General features: G+C 53.5%; 23 protein-coding genes and 1 pseudogene. 3 read left to right on the top strand and 21 right to left on the bottom strand.

Annotation, left to right across the window (positions count from 1 at the left end; translation table 11 throughout):
- Positions 1–28: 28 nt before the first annotated feature.
- Together EJL04_RS12110 and EJL04_RS12105 are read right to left on the bottom strand one after the other, a co-directional pair.
- Positions 29–1,354, bottom strand: a complete 1,326-nt coding sequence (locus EJL04_RS12110) for a MutS N-terminal domain-containing protein (RefSeq protein ID WP_125105095.1) — start codon at positions 1,352–1,354, stop codon at positions 29–31.
- 12 nt (positions 1,355–1,366) lie between these two features.
- Positions 1,367–2,143 (bottom strand): DUF4099 domain-containing protein, encoded by a 777-nt coding sequence (locus EJL04_RS12105; RefSeq protein ID WP_087330403.1) that lies wholly within the window; start codon positions 2,141–2,143, stop codon positions 1,367–1,369.
- Positions 2,144–2,232: 89 nt separating this feature from the next.
- On the opposite strand from EJL04_RS12105, the gene EJL04_RS12100 reads away from it, so the two are divergent.
- Entirely contained in the window at positions 2,233–2,829 is a 597-nt protein-coding gene (locus tag EJL04_RS12100; protein WP_125105094.1) for a glucosaminidase domain-containing protein, read from the top strand.
- Position 2,830: 1 nt separating this feature from the next.
- On the opposite strand, the gene EJL04_RS12095 is transcribed toward EJL04_RS12100, so the two are convergent.
- From EJL04_RS12095 to EJL04_RS12085, 3 genes are read right to left on the bottom strand one after another with little or no spacing between them, the layout of a single operon-like run.
- Positions 2,831–3,235: a hypothetical protein gene (locus EJL04_RS12095; protein WP_239446186.1), complete on the bottom strand. Its 405-nt coding sequence runs from the start codon at positions 3,233–3,235 to the stop codon at positions 2,831–2,833.
- Positions 3,236–3,249: 14 nt separating this feature from the next.
- Positions 3,250–3,963, bottom strand: coding sequence for a DUF3592 domain-containing protein (locus tag EJL04_RS12090; protein ID WP_164511761.1), 714 nt, complete (start codon positions 3,961–3,963; stop codon positions 3,250–3,252).
- A 38-nt stretch (positions 3,964–4,001) separates the two neighbouring features.
- Complete coding sequence (locus tag EJL04_RS12085; RefSeq protein WP_125105092.1) at positions 4,002–4,988, bottom strand: DUF3592 domain-containing protein; 987 nt, start codon at positions 4,986–4,988, stop codon at positions 4,002–4,004.
- A gap of 267 nt (positions 4,989–5,255) precedes the next feature.
- Between EJL04_RS12085 and EJL04_RS12080 the strand changes: the two genes are divergently transcribed.
- Together EJL04_RS12080 and EJL04_RS12075 are read left to right on the top strand one after the other, a co-directional pair.
- Positions 5,256–5,621, top strand: coding sequence for a DUF2200 domain-containing protein (locus EJL04_RS12080; protein ID WP_125105091.1), 366 nt, complete (start codon positions 5,256–5,258; stop codon positions 5,619–5,621).
- Positions 5,622–5,631: 10 nt separating this feature from the next.
- Complete coding sequence (locus tag EJL04_RS12075; RefSeq protein WP_338142724.1) at positions 5,632–6,300, top strand: AlkZ-related protein; 669 nt, start codon at positions 5,632–5,634, stop codon at positions 6,298–6,300.
- 4 nt (positions 6,301–6,304) lie between these two features.
- Here the strand turns inward: EJL04_RS12075 and EJL04_RS12070 are convergent, their stop codons facing one another.
- From EJL04_RS12070 to EJL04_RS11995, 16 genes and pseudogenes are all read right to left on the bottom strand, one after another.
- Positions 6,305–7,000 (bottom strand): TraX family protein, encoded by a 696-nt coding sequence (locus tag EJL04_RS12070; RefSeq protein WP_125105090.1) that lies wholly within the window; start codon positions 6,998–7,000, stop codon positions 6,305–6,307.
- 46 nt (positions 7,001–7,046) lie between these two features.
- A complete protein-coding gene (locus tag EJL04_RS12065; protein ID WP_125105089.1) occupies positions 7,047–9,356 on the bottom strand; it encodes a type IV secretory system conjugative DNA transfer family protein in 2,310 nt (769 codons plus the stop codon).
- A gap of 24 nt (positions 9,357–9,380) precedes the next feature.
- Positions 9,381–9,845, bottom strand: a complete 465-nt coding sequence (locus EJL04_RS12060; protein WP_125105361.1) for a hypothetical protein — start codon at positions 9,843–9,845, stop codon at positions 9,381–9,383.
- The gene (gene traN / locus EJL04_RS12055; protein WP_125105088.1) at positions 9,845–10,729 is read right to left on the bottom strand and encodes a conjugative transposon protein TraN; all 885 of its coding nucleotides are present in this window, start codon (positions 10,727–10,729) and stop codon (positions 9,845–9,847) included. The genes EJL04_RS12060 and traN overlap by 1 nt, the downstream gene beginning before the upstream one ends.
- A 31-nt stretch (positions 10,730–10,760) precedes the next feature.
- Complete coding sequence (locus tag EJL04_RS12050; RefSeq protein ID WP_125105087.1) at positions 10,761–11,975, bottom strand: conjugative transposon protein TraM; 1,215 nt, start codon at positions 11,973–11,975, stop codon at positions 10,761–10,763.
- Positions 11,968–12,459: a hypothetical protein gene (locus EJL04_RS12045; protein WP_125105086.1), complete on the bottom strand. Its 492-nt coding sequence runs from the start codon at positions 12,457–12,459 to the stop codon at positions 11,968–11,970. The genes EJL04_RS12050 and EJL04_RS12045 overlap by 8 nt, the downstream gene beginning before the upstream one ends.
- A gap of 13 nt (positions 12,460–12,472) precedes the next feature.
- The gene (traK, locus tag EJL04_RS12040) at positions 12,473–13,069 is read right to left on the bottom strand and encodes a conjugative transposon protein TraK (RefSeq protein ID WP_087330330.1); all 597 of its coding nucleotides are present in this window, start codon (positions 13,067–13,069) and stop codon (positions 12,473–12,475) included.
- Positions 13,070–13,089: 20 nt separating this feature from the next.
- Positions 13,090–14,208 (bottom strand): TraJ family protein, encoded by a 1,119-nt coding sequence (locus EJL04_RS12035; RefSeq protein ID WP_087330327.1) that lies wholly within the window; start codon positions 14,206–14,208, stop codon positions 13,090–13,092.
- A 36-nt stretch (positions 14,209–14,244) separates the two neighbouring features.
- Positions 14,245–14,922 (bottom strand): DUF5045 domain-containing protein, encoded by a 678-nt coding sequence (locus EJL04_RS12030; RefSeq protein WP_125105085.1) that lies wholly within the window; start codon positions 14,920–14,922, stop codon positions 14,245–14,247.
- Positions 14,912–15,577, bottom strand: a complete 666-nt coding sequence (locus EJL04_RS12025) for a hypothetical protein (RefSeq protein WP_125105360.1) — start codon at positions 15,575–15,577, stop codon at positions 14,912–14,914. The genes EJL04_RS12030 and EJL04_RS12025 overlap by 11 nt, the downstream gene beginning before the upstream one ends.
- A 74-nt stretch (positions 15,578–15,651) precedes the next feature.
- Positions 15,652–16,392 (bottom strand): hypothetical protein, encoded by a 741-nt coding sequence (locus EJL04_RS12020; protein WP_125105084.1) that lies wholly within the window; start codon positions 16,390–16,392, stop codon positions 15,652–15,654.
- Entirely contained in the window at positions 16,380–19,220 is a 2,841-nt protein-coding gene (locus tag EJL04_RS12015; RefSeq protein ID WP_125105083.1) for a TraG family conjugative transposon ATPase, read from the bottom strand. Before EJL04_RS12015 ends, EJL04_RS12020 begins: the two co-directional genes overlap by 13 nt.
- 37 nt (positions 19,221–19,257) lie before the next feature.
- The gene (locus tag EJL04_RS12010; RefSeq protein ID WP_125105082.1) at positions 19,258–19,557 is read right to left on the bottom strand and encodes a DUF4133 domain-containing protein; all 300 of its coding nucleotides are present in this window, start codon (positions 19,555–19,557) and stop codon (positions 19,258–19,260) included.
- A 4-nt stretch (positions 19,558–19,561) separates the two neighbouring features.
- Positions 19,562–19,678: pseudogene (locus tag EJL04_RS16835) on the bottom strand (DUF4134 family protein); the annotation flags it as partial.
- A gap of 98 nt (positions 19,679–19,776) precedes the next feature.
- Entirely contained in the window at positions 19,777–21,600 is a 1,824-nt protein-coding gene (locus EJL04_RS12000) for a reverse transcriptase/maturase family protein (RefSeq protein ID WP_125105081.1), read from the bottom strand.
- Positions 21,601–22,119: 519 nt separating this feature from the next.
- Positions 22,120–22,401: a DUF4134 family protein gene (locus tag EJL04_RS11995; RefSeq protein ID WP_125105080.1), complete on the bottom strand. Its 282-nt coding sequence runs from the start codon at positions 22,399–22,401 to the stop codon at positions 22,120–22,122.
- Between the last annotated feature and the right edge of the window lie 40 nt (positions 22,402–22,441).

The following is a 22,441-nucleotide window of genomic DNA, read 5'->3' as shown; positions in this document are numbered from 1 at the left end:
TTATGTTATTTTATTATGAGTGAGTGATTTACATTTTCATTGAGTTTGATTTCTCCAGCCTGTTGGTCTGGGCCGAGAGCAGCCCGTTGATTTCCGGGGTGAGGTACTTGGCCGCAATCTGCTCGCGTGTGGCGGTACGGGTCTTGAAAAGCGAATAGCCGTCGTCAAAGGAGATTTCATGCCGGGCGGTCTTGCCCTTGTCACCCATGTCCACATACACCTTCCACTTGTTGTCGGTGTGGTCTTTCGCCACACGGACGCCCTTGGGGTCAACGCCTTCGGGAAGCCGGTACTTCTCGTAGGCGGACTTCAGGTGCAGCCGCTCGCCGAAGTTCTTCTCGATGAGCTGGTTCGGGGTCATCACCCGGTCGAAGTAGGCGTTCAAGTCCTGGCGCGAGGCCACGGCGGACATCCTTGCGCCGTCCACCTGGGCATAGAACTTGTACCGTCCGAAGTCGGGACGCTGCTCGTCCTTCTCCTTGTAGACATTGAACTTCTCGATGGCTACCGCACCTTCCGCGCCCTCCATCTGCCGGGGGAACCTGTAGGTGTCCTCCGGCACTTTCGGCATCAGCTTCGTCGGGTAGTAGCGTTCCATCAGTTGCGGCACGGTCAGCTCCTTCTTCTGGTAGGCGGCGAGGTCGGCGGCATCCATCTTCTGCGGCTTGAGCTGCTGCCCGTCAATTTTTGCGGTGAAATACCAGTCCTCCGGGTTGTCCTTGCCCTGGTAGGCATGGCCGTGGGTCACCTTGCCGCCGTCGGCCGTCACCATCTGCGGCTCGCGCGGCTTGCGTTCCTTCTTCGCCTCGGCCTGCTGTTCCACATTGGCATCCGCCTTTGCTTCGGGTTTCTGTTCCGCAGCGGCCTTCTGTTCCGTATTTTTCTGACGGGCAGGTTTCTCCTTCACCTCATTGGGGGCAGTTTGGACAGGCTTATCCTGCACGGCCTGTTCTTTCTTCTTCTTTGCCATATCGGTATTGTTGGGTATGATTTCTTCTTTTACCTTGGTTTTCTCCCCGGTCTTTTGCTTGGTTTGCTCTTCCTTTTTCAGTTTGGGTGTTTCGAGCTGGTCACAGATGGCCACCCTCTGCCCAGAGCGTATCAGTTTGGGAAGATATACATCCAAGGCGTGATAGGGAAACAGGGTGTATTTGACGGGGTCTTTCTCACCGGGAAGAACTCTGCTGGTCAGCGTGATGGCCAGTACGGCGGCGGCCTTGACCGCATCCTCCTTGTACATCTCGTAAAAATCCCCCTTGCGGAAGAGGAGCATCGCGTCGGGATGTTTCTGTTTCAGCGAGTTAAACTGTCCCAATACGTCTGGGACATTTTCCAGTTCTGCTTTTTTCGCCATAAGCGGATGGATTTAGCGTTTAAGACTTTGAGTGATATTTTCTTTTGGGGAATGCAGCTTCATGGCGCGTTCCTGCGACTGCCTGTCCACGACCTTCCGGTATTCCCAGCGGTTGTTGTCGGTCTGCACCAGTCCGAGGTATTCGGGATGCAGCTCGTCGTAACGAATCTTCTGTTGCCGTTCCCATTCCTTCAGGTCGCCCTTGATGACTTTGAAGCCCTGCGGCTCCCTCAGGTCAACGCCGACCGACACCTTCTCGCCGCCGACATTGAGTTCCACGGGCTTGCCGTCGCGTACCTGTTGCTTCTGCTGCGTGCCCAGCTCGATGTCGTTCACCTTCTCCATGTCCTTCAGCTTTTGTTCCAGCCGTATTTCAGTTACGCGGCGGTGAATGACGGACTTCGTTTCCGGGTCAAGCTGGAGGTACTGCCGGGTCTTTTCGCCGTTCACATCCACGGCCTTTTGGATGACTTCCCCCTTTCTGAGGCGTTCCGCTTCCTGTTCCGTCAGGGCGATAGCCTTGTTGCGTTCCGTTTCGAGAGCCGCCCTGACGGGATAGGCCATCAAAGCCGGGTTGCCTTGCCTGTCGGCCACCATCTGGAGTTTGAGCGGCAGCGTGACAGCATTGCCATTCTGCGCACGGATGGATACTTGCACAAGGGGCGTGATTTCGCCGGAGAGCAGCTTTTCCTTCACTTCCTGCGGCAGGAGGTCTGCCTTTTCCCTGTCAATGCCCAACATTGCCAGCTTTCCGTAGGGCAGCGTTTCGGATAGATTTCTGTTGTCCATTTCTTCAAACTTGTTTTTACGGGTTAATTTTGCGGCCGGAACCGCTTGAACACCCTGCAAAAGTATTTTCACCCAAACGAGAAAAAGAAATGCACAACACTATTCTGTCGTCACTGATGCTGTTGCTTCTGCCCATCACGGCTTCCGCACAGTTTTACACCATTACCAAAGACTCAGACTTAATGCCCGATTCCGGAAAGGAAACAATGCAAACAGCTGCAAAAGAAGATGATACAATCAGCAACATTGTGCAAAGTGTCAGAAACGACACCTTGCACATAAATACCCCGATAAAGGAAAAGAATAAGGGAAAAGGCCAAAAAGGTAACAAAAGGATATCCCTAAAATCAGAGCTTCCCGAACTGACCATTCCCAATCTTTATGCGGAAATTATACAAAACAGAATACAATATCCGAAAATCGTATTGGCACAGGCCATCCTTGAAACCGGATGGTTCACCTCCCCGGTATGCAGGAACAAGCACAATCTGTTCGGCCTGACCAACCCACGGACAGGGAAATACTTTGAGTTCGGCCATTGGACGGAAAGTGTCCGGGCCTATTATACCAAGGTACAGTACAAGTTCAAGGGCGGTGACTATCTCCTTTGGCTGAAGAACATCGGCTATGCGGAAGACCCAAGGTATGTCCGTTCGCTAAGCCGTATATTGGAGCAATACCTCTAAATTAAATCTGTTTGAACATTTTCAGCAGCACAGGTGACAGTAATGTCGTCGCCAATACAAGCACCCACAGATTGCCCGTCGATGGATTGTAGGCGGCAAGAATTTCCGTAATGGTACTGCCTCCGGTAATTCCGGCGGCAGACTCGAAGGCTGCGGTCAATAACGCCCAGCAAACACCTATTGCCAGACAGCCTTTCATGCCACAGCCTTTTACCAAACGGGGAAGCATCAGCCATGTTACCAGAAAGATGAATACGCTTAGCAATATCCCGCTCACGGGTAATGCCGTTTCTTCTCCAATAAACTTGACCAGTACATATTCACGCAATCCGCCATTGAGTATTGCCACAGGGATGAAGCATATCCAAACGATAAATGATTTCAATAGCCGCATAATTCTTTGCATAAAGGGATGACTCTTTATCCTACGGCACTGTCCACATCTACATAATAATTTGCCGGATTGTTGCGGTCCACATACACGCGCACCTTCTTCTTCGGGTCTATCTCGTAGCTTTCATACCAGAAGGAACCGCTGCGGAAGAAGTACACCCGTCCATCCGGTGCGGTGTAGCGGCAACTGACCATGATAGGATGATGTCCGTTCATCGAACTGCTTGTATCTTCACCGATGCCTGTAATTTCCGCTTCCACCACTTCCCCCGTTGCCAACAGCTGACGGGCTTTCCGCTCATGGCTGCGTTTCACCAGCCAGAAGGCCGTCCCAATTCCGGTAAACACGGTTCCTATAAACGCGAAGATGAGAATCAGCCAACCGTTATCGTCCAGATAGCGCACTTCCCGCGGATTGTTTTTCTGATAATATATGGTTATCCGCTTGCCCGGATACATGGACGAGGATGCCATGTTGAGCATGGCCGTATAGGATTTTCCGTCTACGGTATATTCCACGACAGGAGTACCCAACGATTCGCTGCTCGCTCCGCGCATGGCCAAGATAACGGCATCCGTCGGTTCAGCCTTTTGCCGGAATGTGTGGCCGCTGACACCAACGGCGATGCCGACGATGAGCAGGATAATACCTACCGAAATAAATATGCCGCAGAATACGCGGATAAAGGTTTTGCCTTTCCGTCTGCCTTTGGCCAATGCCTTCTCTCTGTCGGGATACATAATGAATATGTTTTTTAGTGAATAGGACAAATGATAAATCATGGAGGAGTCAAACTGTTGTCCGTCTTGTCTGCGGCAAACTCGTCCAACCGATCACGGTAACTTTCGGGAATGAGCAGTTCCGGCCAGTCGCTCGCCCCTTGGGATGTAAAAGAGGCACCGGTGTAGCCCAGTTGGAGCGGCTTGCGGCATTTGCTGTCATAACGCCAACGGGCTGTCCGCGCTACACCAAAATCATCTGCATAGTAGCTCCACTCATTGGTTTCGGGGAAATACTGGTAGACCTCCGTAGTGCCTATGAGGGAAATAAACACGCCGGGAGGAAGCCCGATGTCGTCATGGCGCATATTCCGCCAGTTATTGTACACCACGAAACCGATGCCTGCCAACGCACCGGCGATGACGAGCCCTAAGAATGTCCTCCATATCCGCCCGAACATCTTGTATCCCCGGACAACCTCCTCAGGCCGTAGCCTGTCCAAGCTATTCCCATACTTTCCGAGGTATTGGCTGATGACGGCATCGTCCATATCCGGAACGGATTGTTCCGTAAGGCGGTGTTTCATCTTATAGAAAATGTCCGGATTATTCCGGTCAACAAACAGGGGAAGCTTGACGCCCACCCGTATCAGCCCAAAAATCCCTGCCATCGAGGAAGAAACGGATTCCTTGAAGCGCTGCTTCGAGCCTCCGGGCAAGGCAAATTCATAGACGGCCATTGTCGTCAGCTTGCCGTCAGAGTCCTTTTCATCCTTCAGTTCCACCACTTCGGCTTCCGTCAAGATACCTTGCGCAACCGCGTGAAGCTCCGTCTGATGCCTCTTCCAGGTAGCATGGGCAAAGAAGCAAGCCACTGCGATTAAGAAAAGGCCTAATCCACAACCAAACCAAAAATTAATCGGAATCAATGCGCACCAGAAAAGAGCACCTGCCCCGGCTATTACTGCAAAGACAATAACCGTTTCCTTTCGTTGGCTCTTCTTGCTTTCTTTATAGACTTCTTTGCGCAGGTCCTTTTCTTTCATGATACGAATGTTTAATGGATTTGATGACAAAAATAGCATCCTGATGTTTCATCACGGTTACAGCATTGTGAAATATGGCGAATAGCATAAACCAAATTATGGCGGAATATAGATAATTACAAGTGCATAAACCTATGATTTCCGACGCCTTTTCCTAAAATTTTGTAGAATATGACAAGAAACGAGCTGGAAATTGCCTGATTAGCAAAAGAACAGCAACTTTGTCCCAATATAAACGAACGTGAACAGCCATCATATAAATGTGTCATGGAAACGAACAAAGTATATCAGATGCCGTTGGCCAAGGTCTATCCCTTGCTGGTTGCCAAGGCCGAACGGAAGGGACGGTCGGAAAGCGAGGTGCGGCAGATTGTGCAATGGCTCACAGGGTACACGCCCGGACAGCTTACGGAAATTCTCGCCACCGACATTACATACGGCGATTTTTTTCAGAACGCCCCACAGTTGAATCCCGACCGCCTGCTTATCAAGGGAACGGTCTGCGGTGTTCGGGTCGAGATCATTGCAGAACCACTGATGCGTGAGATAAGGTATCTTGACAAGCTCGTTGACGAACTTGCCAAAGGGAAGAGCATGGATAAGATTCTAAGGAACTCTTGTCCGAATACATAAAAAAGTTGCCATGAAAATAAACGAGATATATAATTGCAGCGGATTGGTTGAATACATCAACGAAATCGGCTTCCTGCCGTTGCTGCACATGGGACTGGACGGATGGTCGGCGGAAGAAGCGGTTGACGAGGAATGCCGTTACGTCACGTTGCCCGACGGCGGATGGGAATGGCCGCTATGGGAATGGAAAGGCGACATCATCCGGGAGAGCGGATGCGCATACGGCAAGTTCTTTGACCGGAAAGCTGCCTTCATAAGCCGCGAATGGTGGCCGGACTTCTGCAACTGGCGCCGAAATGTGTATCCACATCCGGAGGAAAGCAGCATTGAGGACATGATACTTCAGACATTGCAGGAAAACGGCAGCATGATTACCCGTGACTGCGCAAAGCCTGCGGCTTTACGGGAACGAAGATGCGCGGCAAGTTCGATACCTACATCTCACGTCTTGAAATGGGCTGTTATATCGTCACGGAGGATTTCGTCTATCCGAAAGACCGGCACGGGCGCAACTACGGCTGGGGGATGGTCGTTGCTTACCATGCCTGAAGTCCTCTTGGGCAAGGACAGCTGCCATCCCGACCGCACTCCCGAAGAGTCGCGCCGGCGGATAGAAAAGCACTTTCAAGGATTGTTCCCGGATGCGGACGGACGTTTATTTGACTTCCTGTTGAAGTGAACATTCAACAGATGCATAAAAGGAACAGATGTGCTGGATAAAAGGCATAGAAACAGTACTTGGCCACATTCCCGTGGATGAACCCCCTTGTGCCGTTATACAGGAAGATGACCGCACAGGCAAGCAGCGCACCGATTATGCCGTAGTGCATCATCAGCGGAAAAGCAAACAGCAGCTGCATTATCCTGCGCAAAGTGACCGGTGTGTTCTTGCCCATATTCAACAGGTAGAACACTACTATCATCAGCACACCCCTCCATTCGTAGTCCGCTTCCAACCATGCCGCTAGCCATGCCGTCATCAATATGGAACAACAGCATAAGATACGATGTTCCCAAAGCCTCTCGAATGCGGCCAATGCCGCCACTCCCAAGGCCAGCGTGAACATCACGTTGTGCGTGCCGTCCGCACCGTTCAACAGATACCACGGCACTTCGCTGACGACTGCGAACAACATGAGGGAAAGGAAGTGCCGCATCCTGTTCCGCGTATGGGCGAAACCTTCCGCAACCAGGAAAGCGAACACGGGGAAGGCGATACGCCCGAAGCACCGCATCACCTCATAAGTCATTGTATTGCCATCCATAAGATAATATGCGTAATGGTCAATAACCATGGAAACCACGGCGATGATTTTCAATGCGCTTCCGCTCAACAAAGGAAGCGGTTCAGGCAGATAGGAAGTCGAACCAATATTCATATATCATTATCTTTCAATATGTTATCAGAAACGGTTAGACAATCACTTAGCTCATTCCAAGCAGTTCCTTGACCATATCCTCTACCTCCTGATTAACCCGTTTGAAATTGCGGTTGAGCAGAATTTCCTTCTCCCTGTCGTTCTTGAACTCGTAGATTTTGGGCAGCGGCACGTAGTGTTCCTCCTCGTCCTTAATCTTCTTCATGTCGAAGTGCGTCTTGCAGAAATACTTGGTGGTCTTGAACTCCTCCGACTGTTCGATGTCGAACTTCTCCAACATACTCTCGTCCGTGGCGGTGAAGTCGCGCGCCGCCTGTCCGGCCAGCCATCCGGTGGCCATGTCCGCTATCTTCGCCGCCGGAACGAGGTAGTCCATCTTCTCTGATATGGTGGTGGACACCTTCTGGTCGTTGATGGATATGGAGCGCGAGGTCTGCTTGGCCTTGCCGAACACGTCGTTCTGCGCCCATTCCAGCGTCTCCTTGTTACGGGCAGCCCCCATGAAGATGTTGCCGCACGTGGTGATGATTTTCTGCATCCCCACCTTGCCGTAGTCCGCCTCCAGTTGTGGAAGTTCCTGAAAACCTAATGTCACGGCCACCTTGTTGGAGCGTGCCGTACCGATAAGTCGGTCAATCTTGTGGAAGTACAGCGTGGGCAGCTCGTCCACGATGATGCTCACCGGGATGTTCCCCTTGGAGTTCACCCGGGTTATCAGGCGGTTCAGCACAAGGGCGTTGAGCGAGCCGATGACCTGCTCCTTTTCCGGGTCGTTGGCTATCACGAGATAACTCGGATGCTCCCTGTCGGAAATCTTCAGGTCGAAGTCGTCTCCGGTGAACACCCAATAGGCTTCCGGCGACACGAGCCTTGCGGCGTTGACGCGGAGCGTGCCCACCATTCCTTCCAGCTGGTCGTTGGCCTTGTTCTCGTAGGCACTCTTGAACGGCGCCATGAGCGAGGCTATCTTATCGTCCTGCATGAGGATGTTGAACACCTGGTCGTATGGCCTACCCAGAAAAGAGAGCACGTGCGGCATATCCGAATATTCCCCCGTAATGGTGTCCGGTTCCACCTCGTTGCCGTCCTTGTCCTCATACCAGCAGCGGTCGATACGTATCAGCTTCCCTGTGCGGTCTTTGTAGCTGTAACCGTTCAAGTCTACGAACATCCTATCTTCGTCAGTGGAGACGTCATTACCTTTTTCGTCCACAAAATCCAGCACTACGTTGCCGTCCTTGTCAATGGCATTGAAGTCGTCCCAATTTCTGATGACGATTTCCAGCTTCTTTCCCTCGTGTAGGATGAAGCGCCTGAGCTTCCTGCCGTCCTTGAAGCCTACGGGGTGGAAGTTTACGAAGAAGTAGATGATGGCCGCGAGGAAGTTCTCCGCCGAGTTGGTGAAGAACGCCTCTGAGCCTCCCTTCTTCTCGCCGCCGCCCTTGTTGAGCGATGCCAGCAGGGTAGCCGCCGTTTCCGAAGCCGCCGCAAGGTCGGGGATGTACTTCCGCTGTATGGGATTGATGCGGTCGGAATACTCCACATCGGTAAAGTTGATGGTGCGGAAACCGCAGTTGGCAGGCAGCCTGCCGGCCTTCCGGTTCTTGCAGAACTGGTAGAAGAGCGTCTTGGCAAGCGTGGGGTACTTGAAGTCATAGACCATCATGGCGAACCCCTTGGCGGCGTGCTGCCGGATGAACGGGTCAATGACACCGAAGGACTTTCCAGAACCGGGCGTTCCCAACACGATTGTCCCACGGAACGGGTTGATGATGTTTATCCATCCCTTGTGCATCTTCCGTTTCCAATAGTATATCATGGGGATGTTCACTGAATAGTCATTGGCGACAAGATTCTCCGACTGTTGAAACGATTCGTTCTCGAAGTTGAAGCGGTCTTCGCCCACCTTGTTGTTGTAATACTTGGCGATGCCGTCCAGCCCCTGATGCACCAGCATGGTGCCGACAACCGAGCAGATGGCGTAGAGGATGCGGTTGGCAGGGAAACCGAACCAGCTGACGCCGAAATACATCCCGTGGAACACGAAGCACAGCCCGACAAGGGTCAACCCGGCCAGCACGGGATAGACCACCATCGTGCGCACATTGAACTTCAACGCCTTCTTCGCCTTGGTGCCGATACAGACGATGCAGATGCACACCAGCTCCGCCACCTTGCAGCCCGATACGGTGTTGAATACCTTGAAACGCCCCAACAGATCGAGAATGAACTGCGTGATGCGGTTGTCCGCCGTGACAGGCAGGTTCATCACAATCTCTATAATCAGGAAGATGTAAATACAACTGCGGAAATAGTTGTACATCTGCTGCTGTTCCCTTGTCTCTTCAAATGCCATGCCTTCTGTTTTGTTTACAAGTGGTTAAAAAGGAATTCTCATTCCAAACAACAACCCGTTGCGGAACGTGTCGCCGTGCAGGAAGTTCACGTTGTTCTTCTGTATCAGGGCGAACTCCCAGCCGTTACGGAATACATAGCTGTATTCAAACCCTCCCTCCAATCCGATGAAGAACCGTTTTTGCACCGCGCCGAACTGCGGGCCGAAGCGGAAACGCAGCATACCGTTCTTATAGCGCACCAGCCGATGCTTGTAGACGATGCCGCCGTCCCAATAGTAGCCTTTCCAGAAATCCTTTTCCTGCCAATGGGTGCCGGCCTCGCCGTACAGTTCCACGGCATTCCCGTATGACAACGGACGCTCGTAGCCGATTGTTGCGTTCAGGGTGGACGGGAACAGGAAGCCGGCGTTTACCGCCAGCTTGCCGTCCTGTGCGGATGCGCCAATGGAAACGGCCGCACAGCATAAGGTAATCAGAAACTTCTTCATCATTTGTCAGAATAAGAGATGTAGTAATAAGGATAGTAGGCAGCGTCCTTCAGGATGTCGGCATCGAAGCCGTCCGCATGGAGGATGTCCTCGTATTCGAGGGTCAGCACGATGACCCGTCCGCTGATCTGGTTCTCGGATATTTCAATGCGCAACACCTTCTCGTCGGGGAAGGTCAGCTTGGGCAGCACCATCACGTTGCGGTAGTCCTTTTTGAACTTCCTCGTGGAGTTGAGCGTGAACACGGGCGACAGCTCAATGGTCTGCGAGTTGGTCGCCTTGGTTTCCTTCTTGTCCGTGAGCTTCACGCGGATTTCCTCGATGTCGTAGGGAATCTTCGTTTTGTTGCACAGCGAAAAGTCGATGAAGAAGTAATCCCCGACGGCGTAGATGTTGTTGACCGTGGCCTTCATCCCGTGCGCCCTCGTCACGATCTGGTTGTACTTGCGCCTGCTGCCGTACACCGCCCACGCATAGCGTGCCATCTCGGACATGGGCATGGTGACTTCTGGGTTGATGTAGGACTGCGTGTGGGTGTACGGCACCTCGAAGATGGCGGCCGCCTGTCCTGGCTCTTCGGTATAAAGGACGTCATATTGCGCGATGTGTCTTTCCCCGATGAGCGTGATGGTGCCCAGCAGCTCGTTCTCCGTGTAGCCGCCGGACTGTATGGAATCACCCTCATCATGGTACGGCTTGATGCGGACGATGTTGTCCGTACACTGATTCCCGGCAATCTTCGGGGTGGAGATGTCCACCAGCTTGATGGGTTCGGGCATGACGATGTGTGTGGTCACATCCCGGTTGACATAGATTTTCTCGTTGGCGTAGGCGGCCATGCCCACGGCACAGAGCAAAGTCAGTAAGATGGTTCTTGCTTTCATATATAAGTATGTATTTGTTTTCAAATCATGTTTACCTTGCATCGTCCGAGTTGATGAGGTAGACGATGGTGTTGTACTTGATTTTCGCCTTGTTCTTCCGTATGTTGGACGACAGGGCGGATGTGGCGGAGTTGTACATGTTCTGCAGGGCCTGCAATGCAACGGCCTCGCCGGATATTCCTGAGCCGTAGCCGCCGTCGGACTCTATGTTGATGTCCTGCTGCACCACGTTGGAACCCGCGTCCTTCACGAAATCGCGGAACGAGGATTCGGGCACGTAGAAGCCCTCCATGCCGTCGTTGTCGAATACGGACAGCTTGACCTTGATGAACTTGTCCCCGGCAAGTATGCTGGTGATGGTAGCCTTCACTCGCTGGCTGGAGAATCCCGTCACCGTGCCGTAGAGGTAAGTGCCTTTCCTCAACTTTGTGCCGCTCACCGTCACATCGTCAAGCAGCTTGAAGCGCAGGCGCGTGCCTTCCTTGGCCTTGGTGGTCTGGTCTATCATGGCGCGTATCAGCCTGGCTTCCGCCGCACCGTCGGGAGCGGCCACCGTATGGAACTTGTCCGCATTGGTGTCGGCAGACTTGATGACAAGGTTCGGCCGGTTTCGTTCCGCCTCTTCCTTGCGGACTTTCGCCAATGAGTCTGCACGCTGCCTTTTGGCCGCCTCTTCCGCTTCCGGGTCGCCGAACCCAAGGCCGCGCCCGATGGCCTTCTGCCTCTCGTAGCTGCGGCGCTGGATTTCCTCCAGGTCACGGGCGAAGTCGTCCTGCGAAGTGTAGCCCATGCCACTGCTTCCATCAGACGGACGGTCCGAAGGTGCATTGTTGCCATAGGCGTATGAATTGATGTGCCGCCTGGACTCCGCCAGCGAGCGTTCCAGTTCCTCCATTTCCTGCTGCCTACGGATGCGCTCTGCTTCCGCTGCGTCCAGTCCGTCCAGTTCCTCCTCGCTGTAGCCGTGTCCCGGCTCCTCTTTCTCCTCCTTTTCCTCGCCGATGCCGCCCACGGCGGTAAAGGCGTCCTCGTCGCCGAAGCGGCGCGACATCTCGTACATCTTGTCCCCTGCTTCCTCTGCGTGTGCTTCGGGTAGTTCCGTGTTGATGCGGTCAGTGGCCACGGCCTGTTCCGGCTCTCCGCCTCCCCCGAAGGTCTGCATCACGAAATACACCAGGGCGCACAGCGGTATGAAGATGACGGCCGGGAAGATGTACTTGGGTTGTTTGAAATTGACTTTAATCATGTTCTCCGTTATTGATGAATTTTACAATGTTCTCCAGCCGCCTGTACTGCCTGACAATCCGCAGGGAGTCACCGTGCGTTTTCCGAGGCATGGCTATCAGGGAGTCAAGTTCCCGTCGGATGGCCCGTCCGCTGTCCACCAGCTCCTGTATCGTGGCACGGTGCAGGCCTTTGTTCGACTGTATGGTGCGGAAGCCTTGGAACAAGGGTTCCATATTGGCAATGACGCCGATGCCGTGTGCGTTGTCCGTCTCGTCCGGCTTGCTATTGTTCATGATAAGGGAGCATACCAGCAAGAGCGACAATGTTCCCGTAACACAGGCAAAAGTCCTTTTCGGATGCTTCCGGGCCCAGATGTTCGCCAGACGGATGCGACCGACCAAGCGGAGCCTTTCCCCGGCCTTGCCCAATTTGGGCTGCAGCCATGTGCGGATTTGCAGGTGCGTCCTTAGCCTGCTTTCCCGAAGTTTCTTTCTGATTCTCATATCCAAATTACATTTAGTAGTCCAAATCCTTGTTTTCGAGCGTCCTCCAGTTGGTAATCAGCAATCCGTGGGGATTGTTCCGCGTCCTTGGCACGGACTCGACATATCCGGTCGTGACCAAAGAACGCTTCAGGTCACGGGTGCGCCGCTTGATGAGCTGCGTACCGTAGTAGGTGAACTTCCGTTCCTGTTCGTCGAAGTCGATGGAATCGCACATGACGGTGCAGACCGCCGACGAGGAGATGATGTCGGAATAAAAGCCGTTCTCGTCCATCGCCTGCTTTTGCTTCAACGCCGTGCCGTCCGCCATGTACATGGCCTTGCCGAGCGTCCACTTGATGTAGTCGTTGTCGGGCGGCAGGTTGAAGAAATACTGATGGAAGAGCTGGATGTGCGCCTGGGCCTCCATCGTGAAATTAGCCTCCAGCTGCGCGCGCTCGGCGAGGAACGGGATGTCGCCGTCCAATATGTATATCTGCTCCCTTTCCTTGTTTACGAGGGAGATGCAGCACCATACGGTGAAGCCGCAGATGACGGCGCATCCGCCTATGGTGGCCAGCACCGTCACCATGGCGAGCCTTGTTTTCTGTGCCAGTGATTCTATGAGCATATTTCTTTATTTTTATGATTTTATCTTCCTGATTTGGGCTTGACCATGGAAACCGCGCCCCCGGCCACCGAACCGGCCGCACCTCCTGCCATGGAAGCGATGCCCGTCGCCGTGGAGCCTGCCGCCGTGGCCGCGCCCGAACTTACGCCGCCGGGGATGAGCCACGAGGCCACTTCCGGGACGAAACGTATAATGTACGCGCCGACCAGCATTCCCATGGCGTACATGCAGTTGGAGCCGATGCCCTGCAGCCCCAATGCGCCTATCTGCGACCACGAATTGACCGAACCGTGAAGCAGGTGGTCGTAGGCCACCAAATCCTGTTGCAGGTTGTAAAGCAGGATGAAGTCAACGTAGTACAGGCACATGTAGGTCACGAAGCCCCACAGCGAGAGGGAAAGGAACTTGGACATCCACTGGCTCCACGCCGAGTTCCACGGCGGGGCGAGGGACAGGGCGAACATGATGGGGCAGAATATCATCATGATGGCCATGAAGATGCGCTGCGCCACGAGGATGCCGTAGTAGGACATCTGGAAAATCAGCTCTCCCACGAAGCGGATGACATCGTTTATCCATTCGCTGACCTTGGTCTCCGTGGCCACCACCGCCCGTTGGGCGTAGTTGTTGATGGTGTTGCCAAGGTTCTCCACGTTGTAGATGAGTTTGTCCCACCATGCGGCGTCCTGTCCGATGGCGGCCACCTGCTGCGCGGTTGCGATGGAATCCTGTACGGTGCGCAGCCGGTCAAGGTACTCGCTTTGTTTTTGAGCCACCTTCAGCTCGAAGGCGGCCACCTCCTTGTTCTTGGCCTGCGCCATCGCCTTGCTCGCGCTTTCAAGTCCCTTGCCGGGCACCTGCAGGGCGTCACATATCCACGAGGAGGAAGAGATGCAGATGGAGATGCCGACGATGCGGAGGAGCTTCATCACGTCCATGCCGCGCCGTCCGAGCATCATCATCCAGCACTCGTAGGAACCCACGCAGAGGGCGAGCAGCAGCCCGATGATACGGGCCAGTCCCACCGCGTCGCCCAGCACGGCCACGTTGGGGAACGTCTCCATGGCGACAAGGAGCTTGTCCAGGCTCTCGTCGATGGCCGGAAGGCCTATGGTCAATAAAACAGCAGACAGTTGCATAATCGTATTCTTATCTTCATGTAATACATTTTAATTCTAATAATGTGTGGCGGCCACGGCGCAGAGGTTGGCGGTCTGTTTCACGAGTGCCTCCATCTTTCCTTTGGCTTCTTCGTAGGCTTGCTGCCGCTTGGCGTTCTCCAGTCCGTAGCCCACGCCCGTCTTGCGGATATAGGCAATATCTGAGCAAAGGATTTCATTCTGCCTGCCCAGTTCGTCTACCTGCGGCTTCAACTTTCCGCCGCTTTTCGTCATGCAATAGAGCAGGCCGTCGGTGATGCAGTCCTGCATCCGGTTGAACTCGTCCTTGTAGGCCGGATAGACCAGGTCAACGGCGCGGTCGGCCTCCCGGACAAGCTCCTCCTTGTACAGCTCTTCCACATATTTGCGTTCTTCCTCCACCTTCTCCAGCTTCTGCCGCTGGGTCTCCTCGGATATGACCCGTGTGGGCATGATGCGTTTGATGTTCGACTTGGATTCCTTGAAGCGGACACGGAAGCCGGACTTGAAGCCCGCCCATTTCCAATACATTTCCGCGCCGGAGTAACCCTTGTGCAGGAAATAATAGTACCAGTCGGGCGCGAAGTCCCACGGCCCGTTCTCCATGGACTGCCACTGTTTCTTCTTCTCGTTGTCACGGACGGGCACTTGTGCTTCCGCCACAACCGGGGCGAAGACTACACACAGCAATAATATGGCCTCTTTAACTTTCATATCCTTTGTTCCATTTGTCTATTATCGTTTTCGCTATCTCGTCCTTGACCTCGGAGTTCAGTATCTCCCAGATGTAATCCGGCTTCCATCCGCAGTCGGTAATGAGGTAGCAGTACAAGTTCGCGTTGTCGATGATGTACCTCGCCCTGTCGATGGTGGTTTTCAGCGTCATCACCAGGTTCAGCTTCTCGTCCATGGAAGCCTTCATCAGGTTGATGCCGGAAGCGGCCACCGACGCATAAAGCTTGTAGCAGTGCTTCACTTCCCTCGATATGGCCAGGTTGGCGTCGGCATAGTACCACGCCACGAAGGGCTTCTTGCTGACATGGCCGAACGTGTTGGAGGTGAAGTCCTTGTATTCCTTCACCAACCGGTACAGCGCGTTGGCCGTGGAAGAGATGGCGCCTGCCAGCACTAAGTAGGAATGGGCATTGTCCAGCTTGGTGTTCAGGGTGGTGCGCACGTCGTTGAACTTGCCGGCCCCCTTGGTGAGGAGCGACTGCTCGCCGAAGCTGGCGGCCACACGCTGCATGGCCTTGTCCTCGTCCTTCTTGACGGCCTTGTGCAAGGCAATCAGGGCCTCGATGGTCGGGAGGTCTTTGGGGATGACTCCGGCCGATACCCTGACGGGAAGCGACAGGACGGCGATTGCCATAAAGGCGGCAACAAAAAACGCCCTGTAATTTCCTATACCTTTTATATTATAGTCCATGGCTCTTGTTGTCTGGTTCAGTAATTGGAAGCTACAAACCCGTTCCATGACTGGACAAGGCTACCGACACGGTTCTTCATGGTCACCACGTTTGCCCAGCCCTCCGGGTCGATGGCAAAGAAGAGGTCGTCCGCTGTGGCATACTGTGCCATGAGCATCATTCCCTCCACCTTGTAGCGTATCTTCGTAAGGTCAGTATATATGCGATTGGCCAGGGTCAGCCGCTCGTAGCGGTCGAGCAGGTTGTACCCGTCGCTTTTCCTCTCCGCCGTGGCTTCCCCTTTGAGCGGGTTCTGCACCCTGGCGTTGTTCACGATGTTCACGAAGTCGCCCACCAGTTGTTGGGTCTCGGCTACGAGGTTGCCGAGTTCATTGAGGCAAAGCAGCTTGTTCGTAAACTTCGCCCTGCCCACCGTTTCAATAAGTTCCGGCACGTCTTTGAGGATATCGAAGGCGCAACTTCCGATTTCCTTGTAGTAAAGACTCTCCGTACCGAAACCGGAGATGTTTTCCATCGAGAGCTTGTACAGCTCCTTGATGGTGGCCATGCTCACGGTGTAGAGTTCCACCTTCTGCTTCTTGGAGGCGATGGAGTCCAGCCGTTGGTTGTGCTGCCCCTCGATGAGCTTCTGCGAGGCCAGGTTGGCGCCCACCGTTGCGATGCAGTTACGGTCTATGACGATGCGCCATCCGGCAAACGTGGGGGCGGACGCGGCAAACAGGAATGTTCCTAACAATATGTTTTTCAGCTTTCCCATAATGACATTACTTTTTGATGTTGGTTGACTTGTCTGGCGAACTCCAGGTACTTGGGGCTGCCCGCTTTTTTACGGTCGGCCTCGATGCGCGTGATGGCCTCCTGCACCGTGCCGTAGTGCCGCAGGTATGTTTTCAACGCCTCTTTTTCCGTCCGCTCGGTGGTGTAGGCCCAGTAACATTCGGGGGCTTCCTCCACGCCGTAGACGTCGGAATGCTGTCCCCGGCATATCCACACCTCCTTGAAGTAGCTGCGCCCCTCGTGGTTGTCAAGCGCGTTGATGGTGAATATCTGCTGACGCTGAACGGGGGTCAGCCCCAGTATGGCGGCTATCTGTTCGTACCTGTCCTTGAACTTGGACTGGTCAAGCAGTATCTTCACATCGGAATTATTAATGATGGCCTCCTTCACGATGGGCGAGTCTATCACGTCGTTCAGCTCCTGCGTGACCACCCCGGCGATGCCGTGGAACTTGCGGACGGTCTTGTACAGGTACTTGATGTACTCCGCCATCGTGGGCGAGGCGATGGCCTTCCACGCCTCTTCGATTATCAGGGCCTTGCGCCCTTTCTTGATGCGCATTTTCTGGAGGAACACGTCCATGATGATGAGCACCACGATGGGGAAAAGTACAGGGTCATCTTTTATCTTGTCGATTTCGAATACGATGAAACACTCGTTGAAGAGGTCAACATCCAGGTCGGCGTTCAGCGTCGTCTCCAGCTCGCCGCCCCGGTAGAACTGCTTGAGGATGGCTGCGAAGTTGTGTATGTCGAATGTTATTTTCTCCAGGGAAGTGATTTGCGGGATGCGCTCCACGGCGAACTCGTAGTAGGAGTTGAAGGAAAGTTCCCTGACCTTCATCCGCCGTTTCTGCTCCTCCATGCGGTCTATCTGCCTGTCAATCTTGACAAGCATGGTATTCTCGTACAGCTCCTTGCGGTATTTCTCCACGATATGTGCGGCGTGTTCCCTTTCGGACTCCGAGGCGGCCTTGTCGCGCATGAGGACCATAAGCGAACGGCACTGGCGGACGAGCTTCATGCGCCTAACTTCCGAGGGGAGCAGCAGGGCGCGGCTTTCCGGCACCTCCGGCGAATCCTTGGCGTTTATCAGGCGGTCAATATCTTCCATCTCATGGTTGTACTTCTCGTAATCGTCATCCATCTTGGCGTCTACAAGTAGCTTCTGCCGCAACTCCGCACGCTGCTTCTCCGTGAATTTCTCGAAAGGATGGAAATAGGCATCGTAATACTCCACGAGGGTTTGGTTGACTATCATGTCCTCTATCTTGCTCGGAAATGCGCTGCCCTTGAATATGAGAAACACCAGCGATTTGAGGAAGTTTTTCTTCTCGCCGAAGTTCAGCCTGTATTCCTCCGCCGTGACCTTGAAGGGGTTCATGGAGATAGGTTTCTCCTTGGAATAGGAGATGTACGTGCCGCCGTAGTAGCCACAGATGCCCTCGTAGGAGTCGCCCGTGTCCACCATGACCACATCCGTCTGCTGTTCCAACAACTGGCGGACGACTGAGTTCATATGAAACGACTTGCCGCTTCCGCTTGGCCCGATACAGAAGAAGTTGGCGTTGTCGGTCATCTTCACCTTGCCCTCCTTGCCCGTGATGTCGATGCAGACGGGCAGCCCCTGCCGGTCGGTGTAGTACGTGGTCAGGGGCGTGTCCTCCGATTCCTTCAGGTGTTCCTTGAAGAAGAAGCACAGGGCGGCGTCCGACAGGGTAAGGAACAGGTCGTAGTCGGGATTGAAGGCGTAGGCATTGCCGGGGAAGCTGTCGGTGAACAGCTCCAGCTGGTTGTAGGCCGTGCGCGAGGGCATGATGCCGCACCCGTACAGCTTGGTTTCCAGGTAGGAAGTGACGGGCGTTACCTTGTCCGCCGGGCAGCTCACCAGGATGTTGAAGTTGGCGTAGACCAGCAGCGAACTGTCCACGGCAAGCTTTTCCAAGACCTCCTCGATGTCTGCCTTGGCTATCCGGTTGCTCGGGTCGGGCATGGAGCCGTGACGCTTGGCCTTGGCCTGGAGCTTGCGGAGCAGCTTGCGCTGTCCGGGTATCTGCACCACCTGGTTGTACACCACGCAATCCGCATGGGGAACGCTTGTCAGAAACGAGAAAAGGTCTGTGGCGATGCCGTAGCCGTTGACGCTGGCCTGCGTGTAGGGCCTGATGCGTGAGGGCAGGTTTATCTCGTCGATGTCCACCAGCGGATAGGAGCGCACCACGCGGCCGCCCACCTTCAGGTACTCGTCCGAAGCCTTGAAGTTGCTCATGGAGAACGGGGCGTGGCGGAAGCGGAAGGCCATGAAGCGGTGGCAGTATTCGTCCACCTCGTCCCTTGTCAGCCGCCTGTGGCGGATGTGCCTCTCGCTCAGGATGTCCTCCGCCTTGGCCACCTTGGAATGGAACTCCGCCCACTTCTTCGGGTCGTACTGCACGAACTGGCCGCGCTGCGCCTCCTGCGTGATGACAAGGTAGGTGCGTATCTCGGTGAACTCCCTTCCCTCGAAGTAGCGGAAGTAGCTCCGCGTCAGGAACTCCGCATCCTCCGGCACGTCGTGGTGGTAGGCCTGTCTGCAGAAGATGTCCTGCTTCTGCAGGGCGTAGCCCTCGCCGAGTGTCTGTACGAGGTTGGAGAGCACGTCTTGGAAGCGCAGGTACTGCTCCGCGTCCGTGCATAGCTGCTGCACGGGGTTGGCCGTCTCGAATATGACCGAAGGCTCGCCCCTGGCGGAGAAGAGGACGGCATGGCCGTCCGTCTCTTCCAGCTGGGCGTAAAGCCCCTCGAATGCCCGTTTCCTGTTCTGTGCCATAGGATGCTTTCTGTTTTTATCAGTTCTTCAATTCTCTTTAATCCGTTTTCCGGATGTTCTTATAGACGTAGATTCCCTTCGCCCGTTTCTTGTTGTGCAGTCCGCCGCGCTGCTTCACGAAGATGGTGGCCAGCCCTGCGGCGGCCATCACCAGCATGGCGACGAACCCGGCGAGTTTCCCCAGGACGATGGAAAAGGCGATGAACCCCACGAAGGACACGCCTATGGCCACCGCCGCCAGCGTGAGGAAACGGCCCCGGATGCCCATGAACTCCAGCGGTTTCTGGAGTCCCTTGAACACGGGGAAGCCGTCCTGACTGTTCTTGTCCTCTTCCATGGCCTTACGTGAAGAAAAGCGGCAGAGCCTCTGACAATGCGATGAATGCGATACATCCGCCGATGGTCAGCATGATGGTCTTCTTGACATCCTGGTCGCCGTTCTGTAGGCTCGACACCACGCGCGTTACCGCATTGCTGCGGCACGTTTCATAGTGTCTGCCCCCGAACCGTACGTACACGTCTCCATGTATACGGCTCTCCATTATTAACATCGCTCTCATAATACACCTTTTTGAATCAACGCATTACAATTCTCACATACAACGAGGGTCTTTCTATGCTGTTTGAGCATCAGTGCTTCCGACTTCAATTCACCTTTGAGCAAGTTGAGGTTTCGGACATGGTGCATGAGCATCCGCCCCTCGTTACCGCATAGTTCGCAGTGTCCCTCCATCAGTCTTTCTGCAAGACTGGGGTAAGGGATGGCGAGACGCTGGGGCATACAGTCGTATGCCTCGTTGTCCTGCGGTGCTTTACGTTTGAAACCGCCATTGTAGAGGATTCTGTACTTCTCTCTGCCCTTGCTGTCTTTGTATGGTATGACAAAATCTTTATCCTTGCGGTATTTTGCCTTTACCTGCATAGACGATAGGTTGAGTTTCTGCCCAAGGGTCTTGTACAGACTCCACTCCATAATGTAGCCGAAATTGGAACAGACCGAGGATGTATTGTGAGCGATAGAGAAGTAGTTATAAAACCCTCTGATTTCGCCATTGAATTGGGCGAGAATGTCTTCGGGCTTCATACCTATCATGTATTCTCTTGCCGCAGACCTCCAGCAATCCTTACCATTGGGTCGCTCTATTTTCAGTGCGCCATAGTCGGAGAGCTTCCGTCTTGCGGTCTCGATGTTAACAGATAGGACAACCGCTCCATTGAAGACCCTTGAAAGATAGCCTTTCTTGGTTCTCTTCTTCGCTTCGGATTTTCTTACAGAAACCTCGTACCCTAAGAATTTGGCCTTGTCCTGCGCATGGGTGATGAGTGTTTTCTTGTCCGAGAGTTCAAGTTTCAGCTTTTCACTCATATATCGGGCGATATTCGCTTTCACTTCTTCGCATTCCGCCTTACTGCCGATGATTCCGATAAGAAAATCATCAGCATATCTTACGTACTGCATCCTTCTGTAATTCTTGTCCATAGCATCCTTTACGGGTATTGAAAGCATTCGTTTGTGCATATCATTGTATAATCGCACAAGTTCAGCTTTCTTTACTTCATCTGTTTCTGATTCCATTTTCTTTTTCAGCAAGCCCCTGCGAGTGTTCAGACGGAAGTATTCGTTGTTGACGTGCCTTTGCTTCCCTTTACGGAAAATCTCGCAGTATTCTTTCATGTACTTGTCGAACTCATCAAGGTAGATATTCGCCAAAATCGGGCTGATGATACCTCCTTGTGGTGTTCCCGAGTACGTGTTGAAGTACTTCCAATCTTCCAGATAGCCTGCTTTGAGAAACTTTCTTATCAGACGTAGGAAACGTTCATCTGCGATACGCTTGCGCAGTATGCCAATCAGCACATTATGGTCTATGTTGTCGAAGAAGCCCTTTATGTCTCCCTCTATAAACCACTTTGCACCCGAGAACGTTTTCTGAATCTGTGTTAGTGCGGTGTGGCAGCTGCGGTTGGGGCGGAAACCGTGAGAGGTCCATTCAAACCAGCCCTCGTACATTGCTTCCAGCAGCATCCTTACTACCTCTTGCACCAATTTGTCCTCAAACGAGGGTATGCCCAACGGACGTTTCTTTCCGTTTTTCTTTGGGATGTACACCCTCCGTGCAGGATTCGGTTGATAAGTCTCATCTCTGAGACTTGCAATGACACGCTCTATTCGCTGAATGCTCATTTGGTCGATGGTTTTGCCATCTGTGCCGGGTGTCATGTTGCCCTGCTTCGCATAGATGCGTTGATAGGCAACGAAGAACAGCCGTTCATTGAATAGATTACGATACAGCCGTTCGAACTTGTAGCCCGAAACATTGCTGTGTTCCATGAGAGTTTTTAATACTCCTTCGGGATTTCTTTTTGATGAATCACTCATCTTCCTTTATTTGTATTAAGTTAATAACTATCCCCCTTCGCCATGTACAAGGCTTTCCCTTGCTCGGACTACTACGAGGATTCCGTTGTCATATCGGATATTCAAGAGCCTACCTCTATAGCCTTTCGGCATTCCGACTTAGACAATCTCCGTTTAGATATGTGCCAACTATTGGCATGACAGACTATCGGATACGACTTTCGTCTCTTTCCGCTTATTGCGGCTGCGTTGTGGCGAGGTTCTTGCACTTACTCCAAATGCAGGGAAGCAGTGCACCACAATACGGCGTTTGTAACTGCCTTCCGCCGTAACTACTTCGATGGTCGCGAGACTATCGTTCAATCAATCCAGACTTTATCCTTATGTCTGTCTTTCTTCCTTGCGATTCAGTCGTGACTTAGCAGTTAGTCAACTTATCGCTTTCCCGACGTGCTACGTTCCCCTTGAAGTTTCCTCGCCAGGTAAGTCGGGTGGAAGTGGGTCATCGAACTCTAACCCATCCTCTTGCTAATGAGGAATTTAGCACATATCCATTACGGACGCACGCATCTTAAAATAAACGTTAAAAGCGCCTACCAGCACGATGACCGCCGCAATGGCTTTCATGAGGTTGGAGACGGGTGTCTGGTAGGAGCTTACTTCCTGGGTGGCCTTGGTGAAGCCCGCCGCCCCCTTGCTGCCAGCCATGACGTCGCCGGCGGCGAGGGTGAGTGCCACGAGGGCGAGCGCGCCCTTCCGGGCGAACGCGGACTGCTTGAAACGGACGAATGCGCGTAGGCATCTTCTCTTTAATTCCTGCATTTCTTTAATTCGTTAAATGGTTGTTTCATCGCCGAAGGAA

Origin of the sequence: Prevotella marseillensis, from assembly GCF_900625065.1 — a bacterium.
GTDB classification, from domain to species: domain Bacteria; phylum Bacteroidota; class Bacteroidia; order Bacteroidales; family Bacteroidaceae; genus Prevotella; species Prevotella rara.
The sequence above is the reverse complement of the archived record's forward strand: the minus strand, read 5'-3'. Positions and strand labels throughout refer to the sequence as shown.